The organism is Calorimonas adulescens, assembly GCF_008274215.1.
Classification (GTDB): domain Bacteria; phylum Bacillota; class Thermoanaerobacteria; order Thermoanaerobacterales; family UBA4877; genus Calorimonas; species Calorimonas adulescens.
Window position 1 is genome coordinate 118336 of sequence record NZ_VTPS01000001.1, and the last position, 24405, is coordinate 142740.

At 38.9% G+C, this 24405-nt stretch carries 30 protein-coding genes and 1 pseudogene; all 31 read right to left on the minus strand.

Translation table 11 applies throughout. The annotated features are described in order from the left end of the window. Entirely contained in the window at positions 1-672 is a 672-nt protein-coding gene (locus tag FWJ32_RS00660) for a glycosyltransferase family 2 protein (RefSeq protein WP_149544050.1), read from the minus strand. A gap of 1 nt (position 673) precedes the next feature. Further along, the gene (locus FWJ32_RS00665) at positions 674-1555 is read right to left on the minus strand and encodes a copper transporter (protein WP_149544051.1); all 882 of its coding nucleotides are present in this window, start codon (positions 1553-1555) and stop codon (positions 674-676) included. 12 nt (positions 1556-1567) lie between these two features. Continuing rightward, positions 1568-2701 (minus strand): putative cytokinetic ring protein SteA, encoded by a 1134-nt coding sequence (gene steA, locus FWJ32_RS00670; RefSeq protein WP_149544052.1) that lies wholly within the window; start codon positions 2699-2701, stop codon positions 1568-1570. Between the two features lie 67 nt (positions 2702-2768). Further along, entirely contained in the window at positions 2769-3563 is a 795-nt protein-coding gene (gene spo0A / locus FWJ32_RS00675) for a sporulation transcription factor Spo0A (protein ID WP_149544053.1), read from the minus strand. Between the two features lie 125 nt (positions 3564-3688). Beyond that, a complete protein-coding gene (spoIVB, locus tag FWJ32_RS00680; RefSeq protein WP_162523446.1) occupies positions 3689-4954 on the minus strand; it encodes a SpoIVB peptidase in 1266 nt (421 codons plus the stop codon). A gap of 111 nt (positions 4955-5065) precedes the next feature. Next, the gene (gene recN, locus FWJ32_RS00685; RefSeq protein WP_149544055.1) at positions 5066-6763 is read right to left on the minus strand and encodes a DNA repair protein RecN; all 1698 of its coding nucleotides are present in this window, start codon (positions 6761-6763) and stop codon (positions 5066-5068) included. A gap of 11 nt (positions 6764-6774) precedes the next feature. Beyond that, a complete protein-coding gene (locus FWJ32_RS00690) occupies positions 6775-7227 on the minus strand; it encodes an arginine repressor (protein WP_149544056.1) in 453 nt (150 codons plus the stop codon). Positions 7228-7245: 18 nt separating this feature from the next. Next, on the minus strand, positions 7246-8094 hold the full coding sequence (locus FWJ32_RS00695; protein WP_149544057.1) for an NAD(+)/NADH kinase: 849 nt from the start codon (positions 8092-8094) through the stop codon (positions 7246-7248). Then, positions 8091-8900: a TlyA family RNA methyltransferase gene (locus tag FWJ32_RS00700; RefSeq protein WP_149544058.1), complete on the minus strand. Its 810-nt coding sequence runs from the start codon at positions 8898-8900 to the stop codon at positions 8091-8093. Before FWJ32_RS00700 ends, FWJ32_RS00695 begins: the two co-directional genes overlap by 4 nt. After that, positions 8890-10764, minus strand: coding sequence for a 1-deoxy-D-xylulose-5-phosphate synthase (dxs, locus tag FWJ32_RS00705; RefSeq protein ID WP_149544253.1), 1875 nt, complete (start codon positions 10762-10764; stop codon positions 8890-8892). The genes FWJ32_RS00700 and dxs overlap by 11 nt, the downstream gene beginning before the upstream one ends. Then, complete coding sequence (locus FWJ32_RS00710; protein ID WP_149544059.1) at positions 10757-11365, minus strand: hypothetical protein; 609 nt, start codon at positions 11363-11365, stop codon at positions 10757-10759. The genes dxs and FWJ32_RS00710 overlap by 8 nt, the downstream gene beginning before the upstream one ends. Positions 11366-12082: 717 nt before the next feature. Next, the gene (locus tag FWJ32_RS00715; RefSeq protein ID WP_238988749.1) at positions 12083-12961 is read right to left on the minus strand and encodes a polyprenyl synthetase family protein; all 879 of its coding nucleotides are present in this window, start codon (positions 12959-12961) and stop codon (positions 12083-12085) included. Continuing rightward, a complete protein-coding gene (gene xseB, locus FWJ32_RS00720) occupies positions 12933-13166 on the minus strand; it encodes an exodeoxyribonuclease VII small subunit (RefSeq protein ID WP_149544254.1) in 234 nt (77 codons plus the stop codon). Before xseB ends, FWJ32_RS00715 begins: the two co-directional genes overlap by 29 nt. 1 nt (position 13167) lies before the next feature. Beyond that, positions 13168-14379, minus strand: coding sequence for an exodeoxyribonuclease VII large subunit (gene xseA, locus FWJ32_RS00725; RefSeq protein WP_149544061.1), 1212 nt, complete (start codon positions 14377-14379; stop codon positions 13168-13170). Continuing rightward, a pseudogene (locus FWJ32_RS00730) lies at positions 14351-14455 on the minus strand (bifunctional methylenetetrahydrofolate dehydrogenase/methenyltetrahydrofolate cyclohydrolase); the annotation flags it as partial. The pseudogene FWJ32_RS00730 and the gene xseA, both read right to left, overlap by 29 nt. Before the next feature lie 17 nt (positions 14456-14472). Beyond that, positions 14473-14877: a transcription antitermination factor NusB gene (nusB, locus tag FWJ32_RS00735; RefSeq protein ID WP_149544063.1), complete on the minus strand. Its 405-nt coding sequence runs from the start codon at positions 14875-14877 to the stop codon at positions 14473-14475. A gap of 14 nt (positions 14878-14891) precedes the next feature. Further along, on the minus strand, positions 14892-15110 hold the full coding sequence (locus FWJ32_RS00740) for a DUF2273 domain-containing protein (RefSeq protein ID WP_149544064.1): 219 nt from the start codon (positions 15108-15110) through the stop codon (positions 14892-14894). A 12-nt stretch (positions 15111-15122) separates the two neighbouring features. Next, complete coding sequence (gene amaP / locus FWJ32_RS00745) at positions 15123-15659, minus strand: alkaline shock response membrane anchor protein AmaP (protein ID WP_149544065.1); 537 nt, start codon at positions 15657-15659, stop codon at positions 15123-15125. 67 nt (positions 15660-15726) lie between these two features. Beyond that, the gene (locus FWJ32_RS00750; protein WP_149544066.1) at positions 15727-16128 is read right to left on the minus strand and encodes an Asp23/Gls24 family envelope stress response protein; all 402 of its coding nucleotides are present in this window, start codon (positions 16126-16128) and stop codon (positions 15727-15729) included. 104 nt (positions 16129-16232) lie between these two features. After that, entirely contained in the window at positions 16233-16781 is a 549-nt protein-coding gene (locus FWJ32_RS00755) for a SpoIIIAH-like family protein (RefSeq protein WP_149544067.1), read from the minus strand. 12 nt (positions 16782-16793) lie between these two features. Further along, complete coding sequence (gene spoIIIAG / locus FWJ32_RS00760; protein ID WP_149544068.1) at positions 16794-17384, minus strand: stage III sporulation protein AG; 591 nt, start codon at positions 17382-17384, stop codon at positions 16794-16796. Positions 17385-17388: 4 nt separating this feature from the next. Continuing rightward, a complete protein-coding gene (gene spoIIIAF / locus FWJ32_RS00765) occupies positions 17389-17904 on the minus strand; it encodes a stage III sporulation protein AF (protein WP_149544069.1) in 516 nt (171 codons plus the stop codon). Between the two features lie 12 nt (positions 17905-17916). Next, positions 17917-19107 (minus strand): stage III sporulation protein AE, encoded by a 1191-nt coding sequence (gene spoIIIAE / locus FWJ32_RS00770; RefSeq protein ID WP_149544070.1) that lies wholly within the window; start codon positions 19105-19107, stop codon positions 17917-17919. An 18-nt stretch (positions 19108-19125) separates the two neighbouring features. Beyond that, a complete protein-coding gene (gene spoIIIAD, locus FWJ32_RS00775) occupies positions 19126-19512 on the minus strand; it encodes a stage III sporulation protein AD (protein ID WP_149544071.1) in 387 nt (128 codons plus the stop codon). A gap of 11 nt (positions 19513-19523) precedes the next feature. Then, positions 19524-19721, minus strand: a complete 198-nt coding sequence (spoIIIAC, locus tag FWJ32_RS00780; RefSeq protein WP_149544072.1) for a stage III sporulation protein AC — start codon at positions 19719-19721, stop codon at positions 19524-19526. A 15-nt stretch (positions 19722-19736) separates the two neighbouring features. Beyond that, positions 19737-20258 carry a stage III sporulation protein AB gene (locus FWJ32_RS00785; RefSeq protein ID WP_149544073.1) on the minus strand — a complete coding sequence of 174 codons (522 nt, stop codon included), beginning with the start codon at positions 20256-20258 and terminating at the stop codon, positions 19737-19739. Then, positions 20255-21235, minus strand: coding sequence for a stage III sporulation protein AA (gene spoIIIAA / locus FWJ32_RS00790; protein ID WP_203227526.1), 981 nt, complete (start codon positions 21233-21235; stop codon positions 20255-20257). Before spoIIIAA ends, FWJ32_RS00785 begins: the two co-directional genes overlap by 4 nt. 98 nt (positions 21236-21333) lie before the next feature. Then, a complete protein-coding gene (locus FWJ32_RS00795) occupies positions 21334-21723 on the minus strand; it encodes a CD1247 N-terminal domain-containing protein (protein ID WP_149544075.1) in 390 nt (129 codons plus the stop codon). 48 nt (positions 21724-21771) lie between these two features. Next, entirely contained in the window at positions 21772-22329 is a 558-nt protein-coding gene (gene efp, locus FWJ32_RS00800; protein ID WP_149544076.1) for an elongation factor P, read from the minus strand. A gap of 18 nt (positions 22330-22347) precedes the next feature. After that, positions 22348-23427, minus strand: a complete 1080-nt coding sequence (locus FWJ32_RS00805) for a M24 family metallopeptidase (RefSeq protein ID WP_149544077.1) — start codon at positions 23425-23427, stop codon at positions 22348-22350. A gap of 56 nt (positions 23428-23483) precedes the next feature. Continuing rightward, positions 23484-24344: a TIM barrel protein gene (locus FWJ32_RS00810; protein ID WP_149544078.1), complete on the minus strand. Its 861-nt coding sequence runs from the start codon at positions 24342-24344 to the stop codon at positions 23484-23486. Between the last annotated feature and the right edge of the window lie 61 nt (positions 24345-24405).

The following is a 24405-nucleotide window of genomic DNA, read 5'->3' on the forward strand; positions in this document are numbered from 1 at the left end:
TCACCTCAAAACTTCGTGTATAAGTGCCCTAAATATGTCTAAAAACTGCCTTCCCCTGTGCAAAAAGTCTCTCAAGCTCCTACCAGTAACCCTGTGGGTCATATTAACCTCTACCTCAGCAATCCTATAGCCATTCCTGAGCGCCTCTACAGTCATTGCAAATTCCATCCCATATCCGTCGGGAATCCACAGTTTTTCCAGCACTTCCCTTTTATATGCTCTTTGTCCCGAAAGCGCAGAGTGAACCTCTTTTCCGGTTAAAAGTTTAATACCCATACGGGTTAACCCCTTTACTAATCCAAAACCGCCCTTCTTTTTGGCCTTTGGAAAAGCAGCAATCGCTACATCTGCAGCATTATTCATAACTGGCATTACCACCTTATATATCTCACCGGCAGATTCACCAACATCCCCGTCTATAAGTACCACTATCTCAGAGTCAATAGCCTTAAGTCCTTCCCTCACTGCCCCGCCTTTTCCAGTGTTCTTATCCAATCTTATACATTTAACGCCCATTTCCCTCGCTTTTACAGATGTGTCATCGTCAGACCCGTCATCAACTACAATTATTTCATTAAAGATGCCTGTCTCCATTAGTGATCTTATTGTCTTTTCTATTGTATCCCCTTCATTATAACAGGGAATAATAACACCTATCTTCAAAAATACCACCTCAATTTGCCGATGGCATCAGCGCAGAAGCCGACTCTTTAATCCCAAAATTTCCATCCATACCCTGCATAACCAGAATCAGTGAGGTCTCACCAATCACATGTTCGACGTTATCTACGGTAGATATCTTCTCCTTCTTATAACTATCTATATACGATATCTTAACATCACTCCTCTCGACTCCTATGACCGGTATCTGATACTTTTTAATTGTCCTTATCACCGGAATATCAATCAGTGCGGAAAGGTTATCATCCTCATCAAGACTTCCTCCGGCAATTATAACATAGTCTATCGCTTGAGAATAATTTCCATATGTTTCAATATACCCATTATATGCCAGGTACTTCATAATATCATCATATTTGTTGGTAGCAATATTGTCAGCTATTATCTGACTTACAAGACCTGGCATATCCTTATCATCTACACTATCAAATTGAAGTTTCTTTTTAATCATGTCCTTTAAAACCTGGTCTGAGGCAGAGTCTTTAACCTTGCTATGTATAGATGTTATATTTGTCACGGCTGCACCTGCACTTGTAAGGGTATTTTTCAGTGAAGAATAAATATAGTCATCAGACGTTTCAATGATAGCCACATTGAGGCCATTAAGCCTATCTTTGGCAAACATCGGGAAAAGTGTATTTGTGTATTTTTCGTATAGGTTAAGGTTATTTTGAAGATCATTTAACTTATTGTTTAGGTCTATATTCTCCTGTTTTATCTCATCAAACCTCTGTGTCATTTCCTCAATTAATGAATTCTGTTGTTCAACATAAAGTTCCTGACTGTCTAAATTAAATCCAATGAAAATGCCAACCCCCAGTGCAAGAAATATGGAAGCTATTGTTATGACATAGAACTTTATATTTACAATCACATGATCATCCCTTCATATACCTAAAATTAGTTTTAATCGGAGTCTTATAATATTCAAAAATTGCTGCATGGGTGGAGACATTAAAAATATTACAGTTATAGGCAGAAGTGCTGATAAGGCTATCCCCAGTATATAACTTGTTTTAACCCCTGACCTGTACAGCTTGTTAACGCCTTTGGCATCCACCAGTTTGGACCCAACCTTTAGTCTTACCAGAAAAGTGCTTGCCATACCCTTACGACCCTTTTCGAGAAAATCTATCATATTCGAGTGTGTGCCAAGAGCCACAATCAGGTCCGCACCCATCTCATATGCCATCAGCAATGCAATATCTTCACTGGTACCAGGCATTGGCACTACATCTGCCTCAAGCCCAAGTTCCCTGACCCTCTGAAGCCCTGGCGCCCTCCCGTCAGGATAGGCATGTACAATTATCTGTTTACAGCTTTTTAGGCACTTGTCTGAAACACTGTCCATGTCACCAACAATTATGTCGGGAATATACCCATTCTCTAAGAGGGCATCTCCTCCGCCATCTACACCAATCAGTACCGGTCTCATCTCATCTATATAGGCATGCAAAGCATTGAGATCCTCTTTGAAATCTTTACCTCTAACCACTACAAGTACATGCCTCTTAGATAGATTTATTACAGGTTTTGGAAATTTAACCTTCTTTATAAAAAACTCCTTTTCCTTTTTTGCATATTCCAGGGTATTTTCAATGAACCTGTCCAGCTCCCGGTCAAGATTTTTGTATGATTCTTCCATTAAATTCTCAATTTTTTCCATATCGAGAATTGTACCTTTACCTATAGGTACATCATTGCAAATGATTTCTTCTTCATCTATAACTAACTGATCTCCGTCTTTAATTTTGCAAAAAACTTCCTCTCCAACACCATCAAAGAGCTTAATCCCATTTTCTACTAAAATTTTAGGGCCTTCATTAGGATATCTACCACTGATAGACCTATCTGCATTAATGACAGCCTTTACCCTTGCCTTTACCAAGGCCTCTGCCGAAACCTCATCCAAATCGCGGTGATAGATTACAGCAATATCACCGGCTTTCAACCTTTTGACCAGGTTTTTAGTCCTTCTATCTACTTTTGCATTCCCTTTTATCACAGCGATCACACCCATGTAAAAATAACCCCATCAGGAATATATTATAACATAAAAAACGTAAAAAATAATGAGCTGATAAAACTCAGCTCACTTTTAATTCCAGTCTTAATTTATCGGCTATCATGGCAATAAATTCGGAATTTGTCGGCTTACCCTTATTCTTTTGTATCGTATATCCAAATATATTATCTATAGTTTCGATCTTGCCCCTCCCCCAGGCCACCTCAATTGCATGTCTTATAGCCCTCTCAACACGACTTGGTGTAGTATTGTATTTCTTGGCTATGGCCGGATATAACTCTTTTGTCACTGCACCAAGCAGGTCCATATTTTCTATTACCATTATTATTGCATCGCGTAAGTATATATACCCTTTTATATGTGCAGGTATACCAACCTCGTGTATCACGTTGGTAACAAGGATCTCAAGGTTTGGTTCTTCTCTCCATTTGTATTTTGACGATGAGGTCTCATAAAGCTTGAGCGTCCTTGATTCTTTTATATTTAGTACCTCGCGGACCCTCTGTAGTAATGTATCCATGTTAAACGGTTTTACTATGTAATAATCTATACCCATGGAAATCGCTTTCTGAGTGATTGTATCCTGTCCTATCGCTGACAGTATGATCAGTCGCGGAAATTTTATCAAGTCTAAAGATGAAATCTTTTCCAGTACACCAATTCCATCTAAATATGGCATAATTATATCCAATATAACAAGATCAGGTTGCATTTCCTGTATAATCTTGAGTCCTTGATTGCCATCATTGGCAGTCCCAACTATCTCTAAATCCTCCTCTTTTTCAAGATAGCTCTTTAAAATTGTACAGAATTCCTTGTTATCATCTACTATAGCTATTCTGTATTTCTTATCCATTTTTAAAGCACCCTTTCTAAATCAAAATTCAAAATTCAATATTAAGATATTCGACAATAACTTGTATTTTCCTGCTATGATTTCCAAATAATTTATATAAAAAAATAAGCCGGAAATTTTCCGACTTATCCTGAAACTGTTTTGTATTTACCCGTCTCTATCTCTCTCATCATCCACTCTATATATACACCGTACCCTTTTGTAGGGTCATTTACAAACACATGGGTTACAGCACCTATAAGTTTCCCATTCTGTATTATTGGACTACCGCTCATCCCCTGTACTATTCCTCCAGTCTTTTTGAGAAGCTCTTTATCTGTCACATTGATTATCATGCTCTTCGATGAGGGTATACTCTGGTTAACAGTTTTCTGTATTTCCACATCATATGCCTTTATCCCATTATTGTCCAGGTCTATTAATATTTTTGCCGGGCCTGTCCTCACCTCAGATTTAAAGGCCACAGGAATCATTCTTTTATTTCCAGTGAAGTCGTTTACATAGCCATATATGCCAAAAGCTGTATTTTTTTCTATATAACCTATTGGGGTTGCTTCATCTTTGAACACCCCTCTAATTTCTCCAGGTTTATTCCTTCTACCCTCTTCTATAGAGGTTATTTCAGTTTTATATATTTCTCCTTCACTTAGAGTCATAATCTCTCCTGTAGACGAATCTGTTATTGGATGACCCAATGCGCCAAACATTTTATCATCTCCAGTAACAAAGGTAAGGGTACCTATACCTGCCGTATGGTCCTTTACCCATAAACCCAATCTAAAGTTTTTATCGCTCTTAGCCTTTATCGCTTTAACCTTTTTCTCCAATATTTTATCATTTCTTTCAACTACTAATGTCGCTTCATCCTTGCCAACCTTATTGAGCCATAGTGTGATATCATCAGCAGAATTCACTTCATGCCCGTCAATAGAAAGTATCACATCTCCTGTCTGTATATCAGCTGCCCGGCCAGGCCTGTATACTCTATCGTCAATACCTATTACCTCAGAAAGTCCCACAACCATTACCCCCCGAGTTTTAAACTTTACTCCGATAGGTTCACCGCCAGGTATCACATAGACACCCGGTAAAACATCTAATGTCACTTTTTTAAGTGGGAGTAACCCAAACAGATAAAACTCTAAGCTTGAACTGCCTTCCTTTATTGTATTTATAGTAAGCGGCTCACTCTCAAGCTGTATGAAGCTTGTGTCAAAATCTATTTTAATCCCCCTTGGTAATTTAAAACCAAAACTCTGCTGAGACCCCTCCATAACTCTTATTTCGTCAGGCATATCATTTATATATCGTAATGGAAATACATGATCAATGAAAATCAATGAAAAAATAATAAAAACAGCCAATATCTGCGATATTTTCTGTTTATTCAAATTCACCACTCTCCCACTTTAAGCCTTATCGTTTTTCTTTAAAAAATAAGGCTATTTATAAAATGGCCTCTTAAAGTGGGATTTATACTAACAAAAAAAGTAGTATATATACTACTTTGACATAACTGAATCTTTAAGGGATTGTGCTATTTTTAGCATTTCCTGGGAATTTTTAATAGAGGTTTCGGTTATATTGCTGCCGCTTATCATCCTTGAGAGTTCTGTTATCCGCTCATTTAGATTTAACTTCCTCAACTTGGTAAAAGTTGAATTTTTTATAACCATTTTCTCAATTTTAAAATGCTCATCCGCCATAGAGGCTATTTGAGGCAGGTGCGTTATGCATATTATCTGGTGCCTTTTAGATAAAGCCATGAGCTTTGTTGCCACAGCTTGTCCAGCATGTCCGCTTATGCCACTATCTATCTCATCAAAAATCAATGTACCGATTCTGTCTGCATCCGCAAAGACTACCTTCAATGCCAAAAGTATTCTCGACATCTCACCACCCGATGCTACTTTAGACAGAGGTTTTAATGGCTCCCCTGGGTTTGTCGATATTAAAAACTCCACCCTGTCTATACCGGTTGGGCTTATTGTATTCATATTGGAGTTAAACTCCACCTTAAATACGCAGTTTCCCATATTTAATTCTTTAAGTTCATCTTTGATTCTAATTTCCAGTTCTTTAGCTATTTTTTTCCTCATTTCGCTCAACTTTAATGCATTGTCTAAATACTGTTTTTGAATTTCCCTTATCTCATCGCCAAGTCTACTCAATTCCTCAGTATTGCTCTTTAAGCTTAACAGCTCATTTTCGATTTTATCCTTAAATTTCAGTATGTCTTCTATAGTAACACCATACTTACGTTTCAACTCGTTTATCTGATTTATTCTCTCCTCTATCCATGTAAGTTCGTCAGGATTATATTCAAAGGTATCAAGATAACTCCGTATTTCTCTAGCAGTATCCTCAAGATTATAATAACTGTTGCTCACTGTATTGTAAAACTCCACAAACTCCTTAAAGTCTTTAATTTTCTCCAATCCATTCATTATAATACCAAGGTTGTCAATAACGGACGCAGTGCCCCCATATAATCTCTCATAAGAATCCTTTAAAGTTTCAAAAATCTTCTTCGAATTTTTTACTATTTTTATCCTCTCTTCTAATTCCTCGTCCTCCCCAATGCGTAAATTGGCAGAACGGATATCCTTCAATTGATACTCTAAAAGGTCTATAGTACGAGCTTTTTCCCTTTCCTGATTATGTAACTCTGTAAATCTATCATTCTTTTCCTCAAATCTGCTGCAAAGTTCCTGTACATTTTTAACGAGCTGCTTTATTTGATTTTTACCAAAAGAATCCAGCAGCTTTAAGTGATTATTCACATTTAAAAGACTCTGATTCTCGTTTTGCCCAACAATTTCTAATAGATTACTGCTTATATTCTTTATTACATTGAGCGGATATTGTTTACCGTTAATCCTCGAGACGCTCTTTCCGTTCTGATTGAACTCTCTGCTGATAATAAGGACATCACTATCCATTAGACCTATTTCTGTAATTGCTGAATATAGTTCCTCGTTCGCCATCTGTATATCAAAGCTGCCTTCAATGTATGCCGAGTCTGTACCTGTCCTTATGTAGTCCTTATCAGCCCTGCCACCTAAAAGTACATTGACTGCATCTATAATTATAGACTTACCAGCTCCAGTTTCGCCGGTAAAAATATTTAGGCCGTCTGTAAAATCAACGTCTATCGATTCAATCAAGGCAAAATTCTTTATACTTAAAGATAGCAACATTATAGATCACCTTATTTGATGTATTTATTAAACCGGTTTGCGACCTCACTGGCGAGAAAACCTTCTCTGATAATGAGAAATATCGTATCATCACCAGCCAGCGAACCAACAATCTCATTCATGTTGATGGCATCAATAGCTGCTGCTGCCGCCATAGCAGTCCCGGAAAGAGTCTTTAGCACCACTATATTCCCTGAATAATCCACTCTTACCAAAGATTCACTTAAAAGTGTGGTGAGTCTGTTCATTATACCCTCATCCTGCTGTTTTAATGGAGCATACCTGTAATGACCATTTTCAGTTAAAACCTTTACCAGTCTTAATTCCTTTATATCCCTTGACACTGTGGCCTGAGTTACATCTATTCCCTCTTTCTTCAACTCCTCTGCAAGCTCTTCCTGTGTCTCTATCGGTTTTCTCTCTATCAAATCAAGAATTTTAGCATGACGCGCTATTTTCATCATGTTTTTCACACCTCTCTATCATTCTTTTAACTTGGTCCTGAGAACATTAAAAAATGATTTTCCTGAGGTTTTTATCAATTTTGTATCATATTGTGACTTCCTCACAATGACTTCATCTCCTAAATTGAGTTTATACCCTTGCTGTCCATCTACAGTCAACATTATATCCTGATTCTCATCAAGGATGGTAACCCTTACTGTACTTTCCGGTGAAGCAATGATTGACCGCGAATATAAGGTATGTGGACATATTGGAGTGATTATTAATAGTTCTATGTTTGGCGTACATATGGGGCCGCCTGCCGATAGTGAATAAGCGGTAGAGCCCGTAGGACTTGATATGATCAGCCCATCAGCGGAATATGTGTCGACATAATCATCGTCCACATATGTTTTTAAGTGTATCATCCTGGAAAATGAACCTTTGGTTATACCAATGTCATTCAGTGCAGTGTAGCTCTCCATCTCCACCCCATTTTTTAATATCACAGCCTCCAGCATCATTCTCTCGTCAATATAGTAATCATCCATGATACATTTATTCAACGCCTTATACATTTCTGCGTACTCCACATCAGTTAAAAAGCCAAGGTGGCCAAGATTTACACCCAGTATAGGCTTACCATAGGGCGCACATTGCCTTGCTACGCTCAAGAGTGTTCCATCTCCGCCCAATACCACAACAAAATCGCAGTTTTTATATATTTCCCATAGTTTTAAACCCAATTCCTTTCTTCCAATTTTGTACGCCATAAACTCATTTAAGAGAGGTTTACATTCCATCTCTTCAATGTATTTAACAGCGGAAATGGTGATCTGGAACTCCGTATCTTTCTGTATATTGGATATTACACCAATGTTTTTCATAAATTACCTCCTGAAAGTTCCTCATGAGCAGTTTCAACAGTGCAACGTATTTTATCCATGTCCAATAAAGGCGGAACCTTGCTAAAAAGGGAAAGAAATTCAATGTTACCCTTGGGACCTCTAATAGGTGAGTAGGTAATGTCCTTCATAAAAAGTCCTTCTTTTTGGGCTGATAAAAGCACATTTTCTATTACCATCAGATGTATATTTCTGTCCTTTACCACCCCTTTTTTCCCTATATGTTCTCTGCCGGCTTCAAACTGTGGCTTTATTAATGATATTATAATTCCATCATCTTTTAAGAGTGAGGCTGCCGGTCTGAATATCTTGTCCAGGGAAATAAATGAGACATCAATGGTTATTATATCCACTTTCTCTCCTATGTCGTCTTCAGTAAGATATCTGGCATTTTTCCTCTCAACCACCCTTACCCTATCATCTCTTCGCAGTTTTTCGGCTAGCTGGCCATAACCTACATCTACAGAATATACCCTTGCTGCTCCTTCCTGCAGAAGACAGTCAGTAAAACCACCAGTGGATGCCCCTATATCTACAGCCACTTTGTTATGTACTGAAATGCCAAATTCGTCAATTGCCCTCTTTATTTTAAGTCCACCTCTGCTCACATATGGTAGACCTTCCTTTAATTCTATCTCAGAGTTTACATCAACAGACATACCAGGTTTATCCGAGACCTTACCGTTTACAAGCACGCTACCAGCCATTATCAATTTCCTCGCTGCCTCTCTGCTGGTGGCCAGGCCTTTATTAAAGACAAGCACATCCAGTCTTTCTTTATTGTTCATTATCGTCCACCATTTCCAGAATATGCTTTTTTATTGAGTCAGCATCAAGGCCACATAACTTATATAGCTCTTCCTGACTGCCATGGGAAATAAACCTATCTGGTATGCCCAACAATTTTATTTTAACATTTTTTATATTTTTTTCAGCAATAATTTGCAAAATGCTGCTACCCAGCCCACCCTTAACAACATTATTTTCAACAATAATCACCCTTCCTGTCTTCTTTATAGAAGATACAATCAAATCCTCATCAATAGGCTTAATAAATCTAATATTTATAACATCGGGGTGTATACCCAATCTCTTAATCTCTTCCAGTATACTTAAAACCGTATTACACATCATACCTTCGCATATAATAGAGAGGTCATCCCCTTGTTCAACTAATTCTGCCTTACCGTACTTTATATCATCTACACTTCCTTCATCATTTGTATATCCTCGTGGATACCTTATAGACACAGGCCCTTCATGCTTTACAGCAAACTTAAGCATAGCCTTAAGTTCTGCGCCATTCCTGGGCGACATTATGGTCATATTTGGTATCATACTTAAATAGGAGATATCAAACACCCCATGATGAGTCTCACCATCATGGCCCACCAGTCCAGCCCTATCTATCGCAAGCACCACATGGAGGTTCTGCATACAGACATCATGTATAATCTGGTCAAACCCTCTCTGTAAAAAAGTGGAGTAGACAGCAAAGACAGGGATAAATCCTAGTGAGGCCAGGCCGGCTGCCATGGTTACAGCATGTTGTTCCGCTATTCCCACATCAAAAAATCTATCAGGAAATTTTTTTGAAAATTCTGCAAGACCTGTGCCATCCTCCATAGCAGCAGTAATAGCAACTATTCTTCTGTCTTTTTCTGCTATCTGCACCAATTCCTCACCAAAAATTTTCGAAAATGTTTTCCCATTTTTATGTACTATCGTTTCCCCAGTGTTTATATCAAAAGGATCCACTCCATGAAATCTAGCGGGACTTTTCTCTGCAGGACCGTATCCATATCCCTTTTTTGTTATAGCATGAACTATTTTAGGTCCTTTTATATCTATAGAGACCTCAAAAATCTTTATTAAAGAAGAAATATCATGGCCATCCACAGGTCCAAGATACGTATATCCCAAATCCTCAAAAAACATACCAGGAATTATCAGATATTTTATACCTTCCTTAGCCCTCTCTATAGTCCTTGTCATTTTGTCGCCTAAAACAGGAACATGCTTCAGCTTTTGCTTAACATCCTCTTTTATCTTAGAATACACGGGAGCTGCCCTCAACTGGCTTAAATACAGTGAAAGTCCACCAACATTATGGGATATAGACATTTCGTTATCGTTTAATACAATGAGTATATCTGTGTTACTTCTTCCGGCATCGTTTAATCCCTCAAGGGCTATGCCTCCAGTGAGAGCTCCATCGCCTATAACTGCCACAACCTGAAAATCCTTGCCTTCAAGGTCCCTGGCCCTTGCCATCCCAAGTGCAGCAGAGATTGAAGTGCTGGCATGTCCTGTCCCAAACATATCAAATATACTCTCCTGCCTCTTTGGAAATCCACTGATACCGCCCATCTGCCTTAGGGTATTAAATCTGTCTCTTCTTCCAGTCAGTATTTTGTACACATAAGACTGGTGCCCCACATCCCAGACTATTTTATCCTCTGGAAAATCAAATACAGTCAATAGTGCAATAGTAAGCTCTACAACACCTAAATTTGATGCAAGATGTCCACCTGTTTTAGATACATTTTGGACAAGGAAATCCCTTATTTCCTTTGCAACGGCATTCAATTCATAAGTTTTCAATCTCTTGATATCAGCAGGTGAGTTTATTTTATCAAGATACTTATACATCTCTATCTGCCTTCCTGTTCCTTTTAGATTTATTTTTCTTATCATTGAAAAAATCTATACCTGTTCTATCGGATATCAGGTTCAAAATTTTACCAACCCATAGGCAAATGAAAAGACTATTATCTATCGCTACAGACTTTCCAATGGCCTTTCCCCCTATAGTTAAGGTAGACACAACTGCACTCATTATAATGCTCATGTATGACATCTTAAAAAAATTAAAAATCATCCCAAATCTTGCAAGGATTATAGCCATAGATACGCCACTGACCACTCCACAAATATCGCCAACCACATCATTGCAAAAATTGGATACCATATCAGCATTCCTTATAAGTTTAATGGCATATTTTGCGCCAAAAACCCTATCGGAAGCCATCGCATGAAAAGGCTCTTCATCCGCCGATGTTACCGCAACTCCTATTATGTCAAATATTATGCCAATCAAAATTATCACAAGGAGAATTAATAACGCTATTATGAGGGTTACATCTTCAAGCAACAGACTGGATAAACTGCTTATCAGAATTGACAATATGAAACTTAAAATGCAAACATACAGCACCCATCGGTAATTTATATGTATATCCCTTTTACCCATTCATAGTCCTCCAGAATAAACCGTAGGTGGCAATGCACTGAGTAAATTTTGCAGCTTCAGGTCCAGTAGGATTTCCCATCAGGATACTGCCTGTCGCCAGGTCAGCAGTTTCCTTTTAAATCCTGATCTGCCTGGTCACCCATGACAGAACTGGATCGCCACTAAGACTGCACCGTAATCCCCAATGCATCTCCTTGCACGATTAGTCTAGGGGCTTTCCCCGACAGCTTTCCCAACCTATAGCCTCTTTTGCAAAATTGGTTTCAAGGACTATCCTCTCTCCCAATTCCACTTCAAGGCAGGCTACACTATTTGCGGTTGCCCACAAATAGGTTACACCCAGGTCCTTGGCACGTGAACAACTCACGTTGCATGAGGACCTCAGGTCTCCGCGAGATGAGGGTCAACGCCTGCATGCCATTGCAGATCGCCCCCATCCCTTACTCCCTGCACAGGCCCCTAACTGGGCGTTAAAAGCCCATACAAGGAACTTCATCGATGTGCCCTTTGACGGATTTTTAGGCCCGTCCTCAAGGTTGGCTCAGCTGACTAGAATACTACGCCACCTACGCTTTGGATTTAAATTATAGCATATATCCTCACTTTATACAATGTCATTATCAGCCTGATTTGCCTGATAATAATACATTTTTTATGGGTATGGAATTTCTTGTAGAACAATCACCATATAGATATATCAGTTTTGGTCATACTCATTTATGCTTTCCTGTCAATAAGACTCATGGTAAGATTCCTTAAAAATGCAGCTTTATCACCAAATATGTTTAATGAATCTATTGCATCCTTTGAAAGCTTTTTTACATACTCCCTGGCACCCTCAATACCCAAAATGGATGTGTATGTGGGTTTATCAGGGAATATTTCATTCTCCTTATAATCCAATATGTCATCCTGCACCTGAAAGGCCAGGCCCAACTTTTCACCAAATGTATTAAGATATAATATATCACTACTTCCAGCACCGCCAATTATAGCTCCTGCCACCACGCTGGCTCTGATCAGGCATCCAGTTTTTCTAATGTCCATATCCATTAACTTTTCAGAGGTATCTATTATGGATACAGAGTTAATATCTATGACCTGTCCACCTACAAGGCCTTTGCTGTCACATGCCTCTGCTATCTCTTTACCAGCCAACACATAAAGCTTCATTCGCTCACTATATGTAAGTGCCGACTCATATATCACATTAAAAGCATGAGTGAGCAGTGCATCACCTGCCAGTATAGCTATTGCCTCGCCAAATACCCTGTGAGATGTTGGCTTTCCACGCCTGAAGTCATCATTATCCATTGCAGGGAGGTCGTCATGAATAAGTGAATAGGTGTGTATATATTCTATGGCACACGCTACCGGGAGTATATACTTAACGTCCCTATCAAACATCTCATAGGTTGCCATGGCCAGTATTGGCCTGATTCTCTTGCCACCAGAAGAGACACTGTATCTCATGGCCTGATGAATTATTTCGGGTTTTTCATCTTCGTGTGGAAGATAAGTTTTAAGACCATCCTCTATTATAGATAACTTTTTTTGAAATTCCTCTTTAAAATCCAAGTTTCTCTCCGTTACCACCCTCGTATTTGACCTCCTTATATAAACCATTTTCTTCCATCAGGATATTTACCCTCATCCTTGCTCTTACCAATGCATCCCTGCAATAATTTGAAAGTCTAATACCCTCTTCAAATAGATTTACAGACTCCTCCAAGCCTAGGTTCCCCTGTTGAAGAATATTTACGATATCTTCTAGTCGCTTCATCGCACCCTCAAAATCCATCTCATTCAATCTGGTTCACCTCTTCCACACGGCAATTGATAATGCCATTGTAAAGCCTTATTGTTATCTCATCATCCACTTTTATCATGTCAACATCCGTGATTAAACTCTTGTTCTCATCGTAAAGAACCGCAAAACCCCGTTTTAGAACACTCAAAGGATTTAATGTGCCAAGCCTTTTATCCAAAGATTCTACATCCATCCATCTTTTATTTATAAATTGGATGATATGATAGATCAAAAACTCTCTTTGCTGGGTTAGTTTCACATTGTATCTCTCAAAAAACATATCAGGTTCTAACAGCGGTGAAGATCTCATAACAAACTCCAGATGTCTGCTGTTTACTGTTATCAAATCATTTATATACCCCGTCATATAATCCTCCAACTTTTCTATCCTTTCCATAATGGAATTCATATCAGGCACAGCCATGGCAGCAGCCTCGGTAGGCGTGGCTGCCCGTGCATCCGCTACAAAGTCTGCAATGGTAAAATCAGTCTCATGACCTACTGCAGATATAACAGGATATCTCGAGGAATATATTGCCCGTGCAACTTTTTCTTCATTAAAGGGCCAGAGGTCCTCTACAGAGCCTCCACCGCGTGCCAGTATGATGAGGTCAATGTTTTCCAAGTCATTCATTATCTCAAAGGCCGTGCATATATCATCTGCAGCCCTGTCACCCTGCACAGTAATTGGATATATGTCTATATCCACACATGGATATCTATCTGAAATAATTTTCAATATATCGTGAATAACAGCACCGTTTATAGAGGTGATGATGCCTATCTTTCTAGGGTATTCGGGTATCTGACGCTTGTGCTCCCTGTCAAATAGGCCTTCTGACCTCAGTTTTTCCTTTAAATTGTTAAGTGCAATATAATAGGCCCCAACACCACATGGTTCCATGTTATCAACATTTATACTGTAACTTCCATTTCTCTCATAAAGCGAAATCTTCCCATGCACGGCCACCTCCATGCCGTCTGAGGGTATAAATTTTAAATTATCCACAACATCCATGAACATAATGCACTGTATGGCAGCATAGCTATCCTTCAAGTTAAAAAAGTATGCATTGCTTTGCTGCACAAGCCTCAGGTTTGATATTTCTCCACGTACACTCAGGTTGTTGAGTATAATATCCCCTGACAATATATTTTTTATATACCTGTTGACCTCACTTACTGATAAAGTTTTTATGCGCATTTTTAAATGCCTCCCGAGTGTTTTCCAAAAACATTGCAGCCGTTATAGGCCCGACACCACCTGGTACCGGTGTAATTTGAGTTATATAAGAGCTCATTCTACTCCTTCTTCCTTGCCAAATACATCTCCAAGCACTCCATTAATGAATGAGCCCGAATTTTCCGTACTATATTTTTTTGCGATCTCTACAGCCTCATTTATAGCAACTTTTTTTGGAATATTACCATATATTACCTCGTAGATCGCGCATCTTAAAATCGCCTGGTCTACCTTGGCAAGCCTCTCCAGCTTCCAGCCTTTAAGATTGTTCCTTATTACATTGTCAATATCATTCAAATGGCTGAATATACCAAAAAAAGTTGAGGTAATATAATCCCTCTGATTTTCATCTATGACCCCACCATAAAATTTCTGCATTATAGACTTGGGGTCATCACCTGTAATCTCGTATTCGTAGAGCATCTTCATTATATCTTCCCTGGCTGTCCTCCTGTTCATACATTCCCTCCTGGTCACATTTTACCTGGTGGTAAAATTCTATCTAAAAAACTCCTCAGATCCTCGTGGTTATCTATAATCTTGCCAAAAAAATACCCCAGTAAAATACAAAACAGTACAAATACAGTCTTCCAAAAACCAACTGCAATTACAAGAACTGCAAAAAGTAGACCTAAAATCATACCCACTATTTTTCCAAAATGTTTTTCAAGTATATCGTAAAACCTATCCATATAAACTCACTCCTATTCTACCCTTGGTTTAAGATTTACAGTAACATTATCAATATATACCTTAACCTCAGCCACATTTATGCCTGTGATTGCCTCAACCTGTTCCTTCACAAGTTTCTGTATCTTTACCACAAGTTCCGGTATCTTTATTTCTGTAGCAACTATGAGATTTAACACAATAACAGCACCGTCATTTATAAAAAGTGCTTTAGTCTTAACCTCTCTAACTCCGTCTATGCCCTTTACCACCTTCTCTGATATGTTCTCCAGAGTTACAAGAGATATCCTTACCTCACCAAGCTGGGTCTGCCTTGCAATATTTTTTATGTTATTTTCACCTCTCACACCTGAGAGTAAAAACTTTATGCTTACTATTAAAAAGAGCAACCCAACAATGCCTATGATATAGCCATAGTCGTACAACAAGCCTGCATAACTTTCTATAATATGTACTGGTATGATGTGAAAACCCGAAAATATTACTAAAATTGATGCAACAGCAAGCAAAAAAGAATATATGGTAAGTACAATCCTATCAAACAAACTCATCAGCAGTGCCTCCTTATCTATACTTAATTCTATGATATAACCCTCTGAATTACTCAGAGGGTTATATCTACTTGGCTTTTTGAGACTGGCTTTCCTCCTCTTTTTCCTCTTTTGCAAAGTTCACTCCCTGCACATGTATATTTACTTCCACCACCCTCAACCCGGTCATTGTCTCCACAGCCTTTTTGACGTTTTCTTGTACTTTCCATGCTATCTCCGGTATTCTTGCCCCATATTCTACAATGATATACAAATCGATGACAGACTCCTTTTCTCCTACCTCTACCTTTACACCTTTGCTCAAATTTTTGCGACCAAGCATTTCAGTAATACCATTTACCACACCACCACTCATGCCTGCAACACCATCGACTTCAGTGGCAGCAATACCTGCTATAATGCTTACAACCTCATCAGATATCTTGATATTGCCCATCTCACCATTTGTGGCATTTATTTCTTCTTCCATATGTACACCTCCAAATTCTCTCTATAACATTATACCAATTTATTGCAATTGATGCAAATCTTAATAAAAATTTGACCTTCCATAAGTGGAAGGCTGATCCAATTTTATTGCCTTTTCATTATCTTTATGTTTTCTATTGCAGTGCCAGTCTCCCGGTTTACTATATCTGTTATCTGTGCAACATCGGCTGGAGTAAGGTCCTTAGATGACTCGATTATAACATTAACTGAATCATCGTCTATGAACACCAAGGCATCTTCAAAGCCTTTAGCCTTTATAAGGTTTTCAATTATGGTCTCCTTCTCCGTCTCCTTCAAAAGTTCCATCATTTGTTTTTGAGCCTCATCTCTTGTCTGATCAGTTGTCTTTTCGTTTCCTACAATCTCCTTGAGTGTTTCTATGGATTCACTGCGCATCTTGTCTCTTTCCAATTTATAGGCTATAAATGAGTCTGTTGTCTTGGAAACCTCTTCTGTATTTGTATTATCGTTGCCTGATGTTTCCTCAAGGTTAACAGCTCCCTGCTGTTCATTATCCGCCTCTTTTGAAACAGCCCTATCAGAATTTACATTATACTGATAGTTTAAAAGTGCCGCTATACCTATCAATATAATCAGACTCCAAAGGGCAACAGACTTTTTCTTTAAAAACATTAAAATCCCTCCTCAATTATGTGATAAGACCTCAATCCTATACAGTGGTACATTCAAAGCTGCTTCAACGGTCCTGCTGATGACATACCTTATCTGAGGATCGTCTGCCCCATCGGCCACGATCACCACCCCTCTTATTGTCGGATAGATTTTCTTGACTATAACTGGACTATTGTTGCCACCACTCTGTATGGTAACCACCTGGCTGTTTATGTCTTTCTGATTTGTTGTCCGTATACCACCACCTGAATCCTTTTCATCTATTGTCTGATTGGACTCTTGAGTGTTCATTGCTGGAACCAGTTCCTCTTGGGATTCAAGCGTCACCATTACCTCTACACGGCCTATCCCATCCACCTTTGAAAGTATTTCTGTGAGCTTATCCTCCAACTGTTTTTCATATGACATCCCTTGGTCACTGACCTCTTTAACAACCTCTTTCGTATTTGTAGTTTCTGTACTACTGGATGTAAATAACGAACCTCCTATCATGAGAATCACACCCAAACCACAAATAATCATGAGATCATACTTTAATTTTTTTGAGTCTTTATTGTTAAACCATTCTCTCATTCTTCCAAACACTTTATCCAATCTTCTCATTCCCCTATCCACTTATAGTTATATTCGCTTTATCCACGTTATAGAATGAGGAAATGTCTTCTATTATTTTAGCCTTCAAGTCTTCGCTGACGTCATCAAGTTGTATCTCCACTCTTTTTATATATCCAAAGTGTTCTGTATCCCCAATGTCAGAATTGTAGTCTATTGACACTTTTTTTATATCTGCATCATATTTTTTACTCAGCCACTGTTGTATATTATCCTCCATATTCTTTTTGTATTGACTCTTAAACACCTCCTCATATACTTTTAAATACTTGTTGTCATTTGAAAACTCCTCTGACTTTAATCCTATCGTATTGGATAATACCTCTTTCTGTATAAAATCCTCACCCTTTATAAAATTTATGACAGGACTTAAAATGGTAATTATTATAATAAGTCCAGTTACCATATCTATATATTTTTTAAAGTTCGAGCCGGGCATTATTGCATCCAGTATAGTTATAAATATCATGACAACAAATATGTTGATTATCCAACTCTTTAAAAAATTCATACCTGCTTCCTCCTATACCCCAGGATATGATGCCCCGATAAACATGGTAAGTGATATATAAAACATTACTCCAACACATATTACAGCCGTCAGGAGTACAGTCAATGAGTCACCTACACCGTCTAATGCGTCGACCAATTTTTTATCCGCAATTGGTTGTATAACTGCAGCAGTGAATTTATAAAGCAGTATAAGGACTACAATCTTGGATATCGGCAAGGATATGATCATGAATAATGCTACAATACTTATCATCCTCAGTGCAGAGTTTATTACCATAGAAGAACTGAACATGACGTCAATGGTATCTGTAAGGACATGCCCTATTATGGGTATAAAGCTCCCTGCCGTGAATTTCATTGCGGTTACCATAAGGTTGTCTGCCGAATTTGACGTTACTCCTTCAATAGTGGCAATCCCTACAAATATGGTGAAGCATAGTCCCACCAGCACAACAGCAACCTTTTGCACAAGTTTTGCAAGATATGATATCTGAACGCTTTCGCTTATGCTGTTTACAAGGTATATGATGGCCATTATAATTATGAGAGGCATTACTACCTCCATAATAATCTGGGAAATAATCTCGACAGAACCAATCACCATCGGCTTAAACAGTGCTGCACCTGTAAGTGAACCGGTAGATGCCATTACTGTGATCAAAACTGGAAGCATAGCCTGCATAAAGTTTGTCATCTGGGTTATAGCATCTTTTCCGATTCCCAGTGCCATATTCAGATTCCGTGTTATTAGGATAGTAATCATAACATATACAGACATTGAGGCAATATTATTTATTGATTCACTGTTAAAAGCGCCATGTATGGTTTTAAGTATTGCGGCAACCACACCAAGTACGAGGATCTCACCTAAAAAAAATAGGTTGCCAGCAACTTCTCTGAAGATGTACTTAATAAAACCAGTAAAAACATCTTTAAAACTTATGTACTCTTTACCATCAAGAATAGAATCCAAGAATTCCTTGAAGCTTATTTCAGGCATGAAGCCTTGCGATTCTTTATTTATGTCCTCTATCATTTGGTTAACCTCTGTCATGTCAAGAGCTTCAACGGTCTGGTCTATAACCTCATTAATACTTTTTGTGTCAATATTTTCTGTATCGCCAATGCTGGCCCGAACTTTTGGGGTAAAGGACAAAATCAAAAGGGTTATAATAAACAATATAAGGTATATCTTTTTCATTTTATCCCGCCTTACGCCCTATGGCATGATAGAAACCACCACATTTAAAAGGGCAAGTATTATTGGGATGGCCTCAATTAAGATAAAGATTTTACCTGCCAGCTCAACCTTTGCTGAAAGATTCCCTTCTCCCACATCCTTACATACCTGAGAACTAAATTCTGTCACATAGGCTATGCCGATTATCTTTAATATGTTATTTAAATAAATGAGATCGATGTTTGTCCTTGCCGTCAGTTGATTGAAAACATTTATTACAGCGGATATTTTCGATACCACAAAGATTAATATGGTTACGCCTGCAGCCACACTTATGAGCATGGCAATTTCAGGCCGCTCGGATCGTATTGAAACCATGAGAATGGCAGCTATTATTGCGAATATTGCTATCTGAAAAATGCTCATAGATTGGCACCTCAATATAGCTGAAACATTGTCTTAACGGCATTAAAAAGATTACTGACCATGGTTATTACCATCATCAAGACTACCACCAGGCCTACAAGGGTTACCATCATGGCTTGTTCTTTCCTATCAGAGCTGACAAGAACCATATTTAAGACAGCTACAAGTATACCAATGGCAGCAATTTTGAATATTATGTCAACATTCATCTGTTTTCCCCTTTCTCAGATCAATAGTATGGCCAGGCCAAGTCCACCCAGCAGGCCAAGATTCCTATACATTTTTACGTTTTTATCCTTTTCTGCCGCTGCTTTTTCTACAAGCATATCAAGCTGTTTTGAAAGAAGGGTCAAGCTTTTCTCCTGGTTTACCGTGTCGCTTGTGCCAATCACGTCTCCCAGTGTTTTTACAAGTTCAATCTCCTCATCATTAAAATCAAGCCACTCCAAATTCTTGTTTAACGCTTCCTCCCATGCTATATGCGCTGTATAACCTTTTTTCAGGTTTAAAATACATGAAAATTCTGTAAAGATGTCGGCCACAGGACCGTCGGTCTTCTGCCCGATTATACTCGATGCCTCAGAAAGGGTCATATGTGTGTATGCTATCTCACTTCTTAACATTTCCAGACATATACTGAAAGCCTTAAGATTTTCAAGGCGATTTATATATATGTTGCTATACAGTGCGCCTCCCATGCTGCAGGACGCTACTATGAGTATAGCCCCAGTTATCTTAAATATCATTGGCAATCACTCCTCATAGGAGCATCTATAAGGCTATTTAACATCCCATCGTATATAGCCTCAATGGTACCCCTGCCCATTGATGTGCCCAGAACTATATATCTATCAAAAAGCCTTTCTTCTATTAGCGGGGCAATGTTAGACTTCCTTTTCAATTCCTCAATATCAGAGGCGTGGACAGTGGTGATGATATTGACACCTGCGTTACATGCCTCCTCTATTGCGTCAATATCACTTTTTCTGCCAATTTCGTCAGTGCATATCACCTCAGGTGACATCGATCGTATAAGAAGGATTATTCCCAGAGCTTTTGGACAGCAGTCCAGTACATCCGTCCTTACACCTACGTCATTCTGCGGTATGCCGTTGTAACAACCAGCTATCTCAGACCTCTCATCTACAACGCCAACCTTAAGTCCTGGCCTACCCGGCCCTCCATTGCTTATATTCCTCACCATATCCCTTAACAGCGTTGTCTTTCCTGCCATGGGCGGGGATAGTATCATGGTGTTATATACCCCTCTTGGTGGTCTGTATATGTAGTCAATCGCTTTATCTGAAACTCCTTTTAGTTCCCTGGTTATCCTTATATTTATTCCTGTGACATTTTTAAGTGTCTTTATATCCCCATTTTCCATTACCACTCTTCCGGCCAGGCCTACCCTGTGCCCTCCACGAAGGGTTATAAATCCATTTTTTAACTCATCCTGAAAAGCATAGATTGAGCTTTCACTTATAAGCTCCAATGTTTCAACCATATCTTTATGGCTTACAGTATACGCTCGTTTATTGTCCTGTGTTGTAAATCCCTTTGATGTAAGCATCATATCAGTACCTCTGTTTATTATCATTAATGGCCTGCCCTCTCTTATGCGAATTTCCTCCAGACCTCCCCAGGTACTGGTGTCAACATATTTTTTTATTATTTCCCTTAAGCTTATTGAAAGTCCATTTAAAATATCCTCATAGGTATCCATATACATGTCCTCCCTTTTCTGTAACATTTATATTTTCATACCTTCAGAATTATGCCAATAAAAAAAGATGGGCTCAAAACCCATCTTTTATAATCCATTCAGTCTTCATCTTGACTGTCATCATTTATCTCATTAAGGTCAATATTCTCATGGCATTTGGGACATTCTATCTGATCATTGTCGTAATAGGTATCCTCATCCAAGAATAAAGTCTCATGGCAGTGAGGACACTCTATCTCCACATAATCATCTTCGTCCTCTTCCTCTCCATAGTAGTCATCCTCAAGGTCAGACAGGTCATCATCCATGTCTTCAAGATAATCATTGAGTTCCGCCTGAGCCTCATCCAGGTCATTTATAGCATCAGCAAATTCTTCCAAGGTATCTATTATTGCCAAAATAACTCTACCTTCTTTAGTATCGTCCTTTACGCCCAAACCCTCCGCCAAGCCCTTCAGGTATGAGACTTTTTCATTTAAATACTGCATCTCTATTCCTCCTTTTCACTTTTAGATTTTACCCACTTGGTACACTGTTTATACCCTCTCCATGTATTCCCCAGTCCTGGTATCTATCCTGATAACATCTCCCTGATTGACAAACAGAGGCACCTGGATGACAGCTCCTGTCTCTACCTTGGCTGGTTTTGTGCTACCCGATACTGTATTGCCTCTCACACCAGGTTCAGTCTCAACCACCTGAAGCTCCACGAAGGTAGGCGGAGAAACTGATATGACTTCGCCCTTGTAGAATTCCAGCGTTGCAATCATGTTCTCTTTTAAATAGGGTATGGCATCCTCAACTTTATCGCTGCCTATAGCATACTGTTCATAGGTATCCATGTCCATAAAGTAATAAAGATTGCCATCATTGTAAAGGTATTGCATATCTCTTCTCTCGATATGTACCTCTTCAAACTTTTCTGTAGGATTAAACGTTCTTTCTACTACTGCACCAGTTATAACATTTTTATACTTTGTCCTTACAAAAGCGGCACCCTTCCCAGGCTTGACGTGCTGAAAGTCTACTATAAGACACACCTGTCCATCTATCTCTACAGTCATACCTTTTCTGAAATCTCCTGCTGTAACCATCTATGACCCCTCCAAAACTTATAGTATCTCCAATTTTTTGTCGATATGTGTAAGGTTTAATATACCGTTATTCTTTACAACCAACAGGTCTTCGATACGTACACCGCCCAATCCGGGTATATATATGCCAGGTTCACACGTAACTACACTGTTCTCCTTCAATGGTTTGTCGCCCCGCTTATTAACCTGGGGAGGTTCATGTACCTGAAGACCTACACCATGGCCCAGTCCATGACCAAAATATTCACCAAAGCCGTATCTCTCAATTACATCCCTGGCAAGCTTATCAGCTTCAATTCCCGTCATTCCAGCCTTCATTCCCTCTAAAGCTGCCATTTGTGCCTCCAATACGACGCTGTATATATCTTTTTGTTTTTCACTGGCATGACCTACAATGTATGTTCTGGTCATATCAGAACAATACCAGTCCCACATAATGCCAAAATCTATCGTTACAAAGTCTCCATCCTCTATAACCTTATCAGTAGCTCTACCATGGGGTAAGGAAGACCTCCAACCGCTGGCAACTATTGTCTCAAAAGAAAGTCCCGCTGCTCCCCCTTTTTTTATGTACATCTCCAGTTCTATCGCTACCTCTTTTTCAGTCATCCCTGGTCTAATCAGACCTTTTACATATCCTAAAGCCTCCTCAGCCAGAGACTGTGCCTTGGATATCCTCTCTATTTCACCTTCGTCTTTCACCTGTCTGATATCTTTTATAAGGTCACCCAAGGGAATCAGTTCAATGCCATCCAAATTTTCCTTTAAATCGCTATAGAGCTTGTAGTTTATAAACTCCTCTTCAAAACATGCCGTTTTTATTCCAATGCTGTTTATGAACGCCGGCAGTTCCTTCGCCTGATTGTCTGCCCTTACCACCTCAAAATTAGGCGATTCATTTTCTGCCTGTTCTATATACCTGAAATCAGTCACAAGATAAGTCTTATCATGGGTAATAACTGCGCAGCCCTCACCACCGGTAAAACCTGTCATATAATACATGTTATGAGGTTCAAAGATCAATACAGCGTCTACACCCTTTTCTTCGAGTCCTTTCCTTAATTTCCCAATCCTGTCCGTATTAAAACCTCCTTTCATAGCTGTGAATCACCTTATATATATTAACATATATTTTGACTGTTGAATAGAGTTCTTCATACAGCCTTCTTAATTTTCAGGTATATATCCTTCATAGTCCTTGCATCCTCTGCCATCATAGTCGGAGACTCACAAATTATGGTTGGTCCAAGGTTGCGCTCAACCATAAGCTCAGCAAAAGGCTCAAAGTCAGGGCCGAATCCTTCATCCTTGAAGTCACAGTGTTTCTTTTCCCCTTGTTTGGTGTACTCAATATGGCTGAAATGAACATGAAATTTTCTGGCCCTCTCGTCAGCCAGACCTTCCTCCATCATGTCCAGTATCCTTTTATAGTCATCCTTTGACTTAATACCACCTACAGTTCTTGCATGTAGATGCCCAAAATCAATAGCAGGAATTACATTCCTATTGAGACTACATAACCTTAATACCTCTTCCACACTGCCCAATTGATTTATCTTGCCAAGTGTCTCAGGACACAGTCGCACCTCTTCATATCCAAGAGACTCTACCTCATGTATTATCTCACTAAAAAACTCCAATGCCCTTCCAAAGGCTGTCTCCCTTTCCTCTTTACCCACAGCCCCAGGATGAAATATTACCCTTGTGGCTCCCATCCAGTGAGCTGCTGTCACGCTTTCAGTAAAATACCTTATAGTGTTTTTCTTTTTTTTTTCATCAGTAGATGCAAGATTGATATAATAAGGTGCATGTACACTTAAAGTGATTCCTTCCTTCACAAATGCATTTCCTATTTCCCTTGCAGTACCTTCCCTTATCCTAACTCCCCTTCCAAAGGAATATTCAAAAGCATCAAGACCTCTTTTTTTTAGCCATTCTGGTGCCTCAGTTGTAGATTTGTGGCCTTCATCATAAAAGCTCTGAGAGTTACCCGATGGACCAAACAGGGCTGTCATAAACATCACCTTCTATTAGATTTTTATAAATATACCGATATAAGCATGTCAATTACATTTC

Bases quoted from the DNA above. Each gene is read 5' to 3' on its own strand.
- FWJ32_RS00710 (WP_149544059.1), bottom strand. From the start codon at position 11,365: ATGGGTAAAAGGGATATACATATAAATTACCGATGGGTGCTGTATGTT.
- FWJ32_RS00750 (WP_149544066.1), bottom strand. From the start codon at position 16,128: ATGGAAGAAGAAATAAATGCCACAAATGGTGAGATGGGCAATATCAAG.
- FWJ32_RS00695 (WP_149544057.1), bottom strand. From the start codon at position 8,094: ATGAAAAACATTGGTGTAATATCCAATATACAGAAAGATACGGAGTTC.
- xseA (WP_149544061.1), bottom strand. From the start codon at position 14,379: ATGCGCATAAAAACTTTATCAGTAAGTGAGGTCAACAGGTATATAAAA.
- spoIIIAG (WP_149544068.1), bottom strand. From the start codon at position 17,384: ATGAGAAGATTGGATAAAGTGTTTGGAAGAATGAGAGAATGGTTTAAC.
- steA (WP_149544052.1), bottom strand. From the start codon at position 2,701: ATGGGTGTGATCGCTGTGATAAAAGGGAATGCAAAAGTAGATAGAAGG.
- recN (WP_149544055.1), bottom strand. From the start codon at position 6,763: ATGTTGCTATCTTTAAGTATAAAGAATTTTGCCTTGATTGAATCGATA.
- FWJ32_RS00740 (WP_149544064.1), bottom strand. From the start codon at position 15,110: ATGGATAGGTTTTACGATATACTTGAAAAACATTTTGGAAAAATAGTG.
- amaP (WP_149544065.1), bottom strand. From the start codon at position 15,659: ATGAGTTTGTTTGATAGGATTGTACTTACCATATATTCTTTTTTGCTT.
- spoIIIAD (WP_149544071.1), bottom strand. From the start codon at position 19,512: ATGAGCATTTTTCAGATAGCAATATTCGCAATAATAGCTGCCATTCTC.
- FWJ32_RS00755 (WP_149544067.1), bottom strand. From the start codon at position 16,781: ATGTTTTTAAAGAAAAAGTCTGTTGCCCTTTGGAGTCTGATTATATTG.
- FWJ32_RS00700 (WP_149544058.1), bottom strand. From the start codon at position 8,900: ATGAACAATAAAGAAAGACTGGATGTGCTTGTCTTTAATAAAGGCCTG.
- FWJ32_RS00690 (WP_149544056.1), bottom strand. From the start codon at position 7,227: ATGATGAAAATAGCGCGTCATGCTAAAATTCTTGATTTGATAGAGAGA.
- spoIIIAF (WP_149544069.1), bottom strand. From the start codon at position 17,904: ATGAATTTTTTAAAGAGTTGGATAATCAACATATTTGTTGTCATGATA.
- FWJ32_RS00805 (WP_149544077.1), bottom strand. From the start codon at position 23,427: ATGAAAGGAGGTTTTAATACGGACAGGATTGGGAAATTAAGGAAAGGA.
- spoIIIAC (WP_149544072.1), bottom strand. From the start codon at position 19,721: ATGAATGTTGACATAATATTCAAAATTGCTGCCATTGGTATACTTGTA.
- xseB (WP_149544254.1), bottom strand. From the start codon at position 13,166: ATGGATTTTGAGGGTGCGATGAAGCGACTAGAAGATATCGTAAATATT.
- nusB (WP_149544063.1), bottom strand. From the start codon at position 14,877: ATGAACAGGAGGACAGCCAGGGAAGATATAATGAAGATGCTCTACGAA.
- FWJ32_RS00785 (WP_149544073.1), bottom strand. From the start codon at position 20,258: ATGATATTTAAGATAACTGGGGCTATACTCATAGTAGCGTCCTGCAGC.
- spo0A (WP_149544053.1), bottom strand. From the start codon at position 3,563: ATGGATAAGAAATACAGAATAGCTATAGTAGATGATAACAAGGAATTC.
- spoIIIAE (WP_149544070.1), bottom strand. From the start codon at position 19,107: ATGAAAAAGATATACCTTATATTGTTTATTATAACCCTTTTGATTTTG.
- efp (WP_149544076.1), bottom strand. From the start codon at position 22,329: ATGGTTACAGCAGGAGATTTCAGAAAAGGTATGACTGTAGAGATAGAT.
- FWJ32_RS00795 (WP_149544075.1), bottom strand. From the start codon at position 21,723: ATGCAGTATTTAAATGAAAAAGTCTCATACCTGAAGGGCTTGGCGGAG.
- dxs (WP_149544253.1), bottom strand. From the start codon at position 10,764: ATGTATAAGTATCTTGATAAAATAAACTCACCTGCTGATATCAAGAGA.
- FWJ32_RS00810 (WP_149544078.1), bottom strand. From the start codon at position 24,344: ATGACAGCCCTGTTTGGTCCATCGGGTAACTCTCAGAGCTTTTATGAT.
- spoIIIAA (WP_203227526.1), bottom strand. From the start codon at position 21,235: ATGGATACCTATGAGGATATTTTAAATGGACTTTCAATAAGCTTAAGG.